Origin of the sequence: Citrobacter braakii, from assembly GCF_002075345.1 — a bacterium.
Classification (GTDB): Bacteria; Pseudomonadota; Gammaproteobacteria; order Enterobacterales; family Enterobacteriaceae; genus Citrobacter; species Citrobacter braakii.
In genome coordinates this window covers 1-4519 of record NZ_NAEW01000048.1, presented here as the reverse complement: position 1 = coordinate 4519, position 4519 = coordinate 1, and the positions used below count along the sequence as shown (strand labels likewise).

4 protein-coding genes, 4 tRNA genes, 1 rRNA gene and 1 pseudogene are annotated in these 4519 nt (G+C 49.5%); 2 read left to right on the top strand and 8 right to left on the bottom strand.

All coding sequences use genetic code 11. The features are described from left to right. From BZK42_RS27450 to BZK42_RS27430, 5 genes are all read right to left on the bottom strand, one after another. The coding region (locus BZK42_RS27450; protein WP_001403315.1) for a GTP-binding protein at positions 1 to 226 on the bottom strand (226 nt) is incomplete at its 3' end. A gap of 118 nt (positions 227 to 344) precedes the next feature. Then, positions 345 to 420, bottom strand: a tRNA-Thr gene (locus BZK42_RS27445). 5 nt (positions 421 to 425) lie between these two features. Continuing rightward, positions 426 to 500, bottom strand: a tRNA-Gly gene (locus BZK42_RS27440). A gap of 114 nt (positions 501 to 614) precedes the next feature. Next, positions 615 to 699 (bottom strand) — tRNA-Tyr (locus BZK42_RS27435). A gap of 8 nt (positions 700 to 707) precedes the next feature. Beyond that, positions 708 to 783: transfer RNA gene (locus tag BZK42_RS27430), tRNA-Thr, on the bottom strand. A gap of 19 nt (positions 784 to 802) precedes the next feature. On the opposite strand from BZK42_RS27430, the pseudogene BZK42_RS29450 reads away from it, so the two are divergent. Beyond that, positions 803 to 883 (top strand): annotated as a pseudogene (locus tag BZK42_RS29450) (hypothetical protein); the annotation flags it as partial. A gap of 289 nt (positions 884 to 1172) precedes the next feature. Then, positions 1173 to 2123 carry a type I pantothenate kinase gene (gene coaA, locus BZK42_RS27425; RefSeq protein ID WP_003031107.1) on the top strand — a complete coding sequence of 317 codons (951 nt, stop codon included), beginning with the start codon at positions 1173 to 1175 and terminating at the stop codon, positions 2121 to 2123. Positions 2124 to 2155: 32 nt separating this feature from the next. On the opposite strand, the gene birA is transcribed toward coaA, so the two are convergent. The 3 genes from birA to rrf all read right to left on the bottom strand — a co-directional run bounded on the left by birA (position 2156) and on the right by rrf (position 4510). Beyond that, positions 2156 to 3118 (bottom strand): bifunctional biotin--[acetyl-CoA-carboxylase] ligase/biotin operon repressor BirA, encoded by a 963-nt coding sequence (gene birA, locus BZK42_RS27420; protein ID WP_047359269.1) that lies wholly within the window; start codon positions 3116 to 3118, stop codon positions 2156 to 2158. After that, positions 3115 to 4143, bottom strand: a complete 1029-nt coding sequence (gene murB, locus BZK42_RS27415; protein ID WP_047359268.1) for a UDP-N-acetylmuramate dehydrogenase — start codon at positions 4141 to 4143, stop codon at positions 3115 to 3117. Before murB ends, birA begins: the two co-directional genes overlap by 4 nt. Before the next feature lie 251 nt (positions 4144 to 4394). Next, a 5S ribosomal RNA gene (gene rrf, locus BZK42_RS27410) occupies positions 4395 to 4510 on the bottom strand. Between the last annotated feature and the right edge of the window lie 9 nt (positions 4511 to 4519).

The following is a 4519-nucleotide window of genomic DNA, read 5'->3' as shown; positions in this document are numbered from 1 at the left end:
GGCGAGTCGGGGTGTCATATTCAACGTGAGAAGTGTTGATGGTGATACCACGAGCTTTTTCTTCCGGCGCGTTATCGATCTGGTCGAATGCACGAGCAGCACCGCCGTAGGTTTTAGCCAGTACGGTAGTGATTGCAGCGGTCAGCGTTGTTTTACCATGGTCAACGTGGCCGATAGTACCGACGTTAACGTGCGGTTTTGTACGTTCAAATTTTTCTTTAGACATCGATTGTCCCTCTAAGACACGGATAAATCGGTGATATCACCACATCAACCAGGCCATATGCCTGAGCTGTTGAATGCTTTTAAAAGTAAACAGAGAGAAACGGGAAGGAGAAGTGAAGTGGTGCTGATACCCAGAGTCGAACTGGGGACCTCACCCTTACCAAGGGTGCGCTCTACCAACTGAGCCATATCAGCACGTCTGGAGCGGGCAGCGGGAATCGAACCCGCATCATCAGCTTGGAAGGCTGAGGTAATAGCCATTATACGATGCCCGCATCCTGAAACTCGGCTACCCAGTTCTTTCTGTAATAAAAAAGAGATTTCTCTCTTTTTTATTCGAGCTGATTAATTTTTTAACCAACTCAGGCGGCGATAACGCTGCCAGAAAGTGGTGGTGGGGGAAGGATTCGAACCTTCGAAGTCTGTGACGGCAGATTTACAGTCTGCTCCCTTTGGCCGCTCGGGAACCCCACCGGACTTGATGGTGCCGACTACCGGAATCGAACTGGTGACCTACTGATTACAAGTCAGTTGCTCTACCTACTGAGCTAAGTCGGCATCAAGTAGCGCGCATTTTATGGAGACATGCGCACTCATGCAACTAAAAAATTGCATAAAATGTTCTATCGCTCACATTTTGCGCTATACGACCGATAAATAATCTATTTCTTCTTCGAATTGAACAAATTTCCAACGTCAGCCGCGCTCCCAGAAGGCATTTTGCTCCAGCATGCCGTTATCAATAGAGAGAAAGTGCATCTTTATACATCTGGAATAGCCGTCACATTGCGTTTCAGGGGACGATTTTTTCTTATTATTCCCTCCCATCTGGTGTTACCCTCCTGCCCATTGTCCAAATTAACTGAAATGTGCGTGCCATTGCGTACCGGGGATGATTTCGTTTTTTACCGCAGACCTGATATAGCAATGACAGCCAGACCATGCGTATGAGTATAAAAGAGCAAGCGTTAACGTCGCCTTACCTACAGTTTGATCGCAACCAGTGGGCTGCGCTTCGTGATTCCGTGCCGATGACTCTGACCGAGGAAGAGATTGCTCGTCTGAAAGGCATTAACGAAGACTTATCGCTGGAAGAAGTTGCTGAGATTTATTTGCCATTATCGCGTTTGCTAAATTTTTACATCAGTTCGAACCTGCGGCGTCAGGCTGTGCTGGAGCAATTTTTAGGCACCAACGGCGAGCGTATTCCTTATATTATTAGCATTGCTGGCAGCGTCGCCGTCGGCAAAAGTACGACTGCACGTGTGTTGCAAGCGTTGCTGAGTCGCTGGCCCGAGCATCGTAAGGTTGAGCTGATCACTACTGACGGTTTTCTTCATCCTAACCAGGTGTTGAAAGATCGTGGGCTCATGAAGAAGAAAGGCTTTCCTCAGTCCTATGATATGCACCGTCTGGTTAAATTCGTTTCCGATTTAAAGTCTGGCGTCCCCAACGTTACAGCACCGGTCTATTCTCATCTGATCTATGATGTGATCCCTGATGGCGACAAAACCGTTGCCCAGCCCGACATATTAATCCTCGAAGGGCTCAATGTATTACAAAGCGGGATGGACTATCCTCACGATCCACATCATGTATTTGTTTCTGACTTTGTCGACTTTTCTATTTATGTTGATGCGCCAGAAGAATTACTCCAGACGTGGTATATCAACCGCTTCCTGAAATTCCGCGAAGGGGCATTTACCAACCCAGACTCTTATTTCCATAACTATGCGAAATTGTCGGAAGACGAGGCAATCAACACGGCTACATCGCTATGGAAAGAAATCAACTGGTTGAATTTAAAACAGAATATTTTACCAACGCGTGAGCGAGCCAGCTTAATCATGACGAAAAGCGCCAATCATGCCGTTGAGCAAGTCAGATTACGAAAATAAAAAATAAAGGGGAGCCATAGCTCCCCTTCTTATTATTCAGCGCTTCTAAGCGATATTTCCCCACCCATCCAGGCTTTTATCACGCCATTTTGTTCGAGTAGTAATGCACCTTGCGCATCTATTCCACGAGATACGCCAAATATTTCTTTATCACCAATAATGAGTTTAACGGGACGGTCGATAAAGTTATCCAGCGCCCTCCAGCGGGACAAATACGGCGCCAGGCCCTCATGCTCAAACAGTACCAGGGCAGCGCGCAGCTCTCGGATCAGCCGGGCAGCCAGAGTATTGCGGTCAATGGTAATACCCGCTTCCTGCAGATTAATCCAGCCTTGATTAACCACATTCTCCTCAACCCGACGCATAGACATGTTTATACCCGCCCCAATAACAATCTGTGCGGCATCGCCCGTTTTTCCGGTGAGTTCAACCAGGATCCCTGCCAGTTTACGGTCGAGCAAATAGAGGTCGTTCGGCCATTTAACACGTACTTTATCCGCGCCCAGATCGCGTAAAACCTCAGCCATGACAATACCAATCACCAGGCTCAGGCCAATCGCGGCTGCCGGTCCTTGTTCCAGTCGCCAGAACATTGAAAGGTACAGATTGGCGCCAAAGGGAGAGAACCATTTACGTCCACGACGACCACGACCGGCCTGCTGATACTCAGCGACGCAGGCATCCCCTGACTCCAGTTGACCAATTCGATCCATAAGGTACTGATTGGTTGAGTCGATAACCGGCAGGACCGTTATATTCCCGCCATCCAGCTGAGAATAAATAAGTGATGAATCTAATAGCTGGATAGGTTCAGGTAAGCTGTATCCTTTACCAGGGACAGTAAATACATCAACACCCCAGTCACGTAGCGTCTGGACATGTTTATTGATTGCCGCACGGCTCATTCCCAGCTTTTCACCGAGTTGCTCACCAGAGTGAAATTCGCCATCGGCTAATAATGAAATAAGCGTCAGGGGGACGGTATTATCCTTCATGCAACGATCTCCACGGCATTCACTTCACCCAGTGGGCCAATAAACCGGACTTCCGGTTCAAGCCAGACATTGAATTTCTCACCGACTTTTTGGCGTACGTGATGCGCCAGTTGCACCACATCCTGACTCGTAGCATGGCCTGCATTGATCAGCACCAGTGCCTGCTGCTGATGTACCGCTGCGCCACCAATGCGCATGCCTTTTAGCTGACATTGATCGATAAGCCAGCCAGCAGCCAGTTTCACAGAGCCATCAGCCTGCGGGTAATGAGGTGCAGTCGGGAATTTCACCAGGAGCTCCTGCGCAATGTCCGCGGTGACAACCGGGTTTTTAAAGAAACTCCCCGCATTCCCGTTTACTTTTGGATCGGGCAGTTTTGTGGTGCGCATATGGCAAACAGAATCAAAAACCTGCCGAGGCGTTACCGTGGCAGGATCAAGACGCGTCAGGTCACCGTATGTGAGAACGGGTTGCCACTGTTTAGGTAAGCGCAGACCAACAGCTACAATCGCAAAACGATCCTGATACTCATGTTTGAAGATACTGTCACGGTAACCAAATCGGCATTCTGCGGCGCTGACGCGCAGATGTTTGCCGGTCGAAAGCTCTACGCAGTCCACGTATTCGCAGACGCGCCGCAGTTCTACGCCATAGGCACCAATATTCTGGATTGGCGATGAACCCACGCAGCCGGGGATCAGCGCCAGATTTTCCAGCCCGGGCATGCTTTGCTGCAGCGTATGCTCTACCAGATGATGCCAGTTTTCACCCGCGCCTACGTGCAAATGCCACGCATCAGGTTGTTCTGTAATCGCTATTCCCTTGATACGGTTGACGATCACCGTTCCATGGAAGGCATCAAGAAACAGGACGTTACTCCCTTCGCCCAGGATTAGCACTGGATGATGTGATGCATTGGCTGATTGCCAGGCATTTAGTAGTTGTTGCGCATTTTCAGCACAGACAAGCACATTAGCTTGTTGATCGATACCGAAGGTGTTCCAGGCTTTAAGGGAGTGATTCATAGACGCTTTCCTGATGCAAAATCGCGCTTAGTTTACCGTATATGCAGCGGGATGGCTTGTGTTATGGAAGCTTAGGATGTTGCTTTGCAACCGATGAGGCTGCAATCACAGGCAGAATAAGGTTTACAGGCGCTGTATCCGGTAATAACAGACGCTGGCCGGATAAGGCGGCACGCCGCATCCGGCAGTTCTCACTCCCTGCAGACGCAAAAAAGCCCATCCGGCAGGATGGGCTTCTTCACTTATTTGATGCCTGGCAGTTCCCTACTCTCGCATGGGGAGACCCCACACTACCATCGGCGCTACGGCGTTTCACTTCTGAGTTCGGCATGGGGTCAGGTGGGACCACCGCGCTACAGCCGCCAGGCAAATTCTG

Coding starts and splice junctions, on each gene's coding strand:
- coaA (WP_003031107.1), top strand. CDS start 1,173: ATGAGTATAAAAGAGCAAGCGTTAACGTCGCCTTACCTACAGTTTGAT.
- birA (WP_047359269.1), bottom strand. CDS start 3,118: ATGAAGGATAATACCGTCCCCCTGACGCTTATTTCATTATTAGCCGAT.
- murB (WP_047359268.1), bottom strand. CDS start 4,143: ATGAATCACTCCCTTAAAGCCTGGAACACCTTCGGTATCGATCAACAA.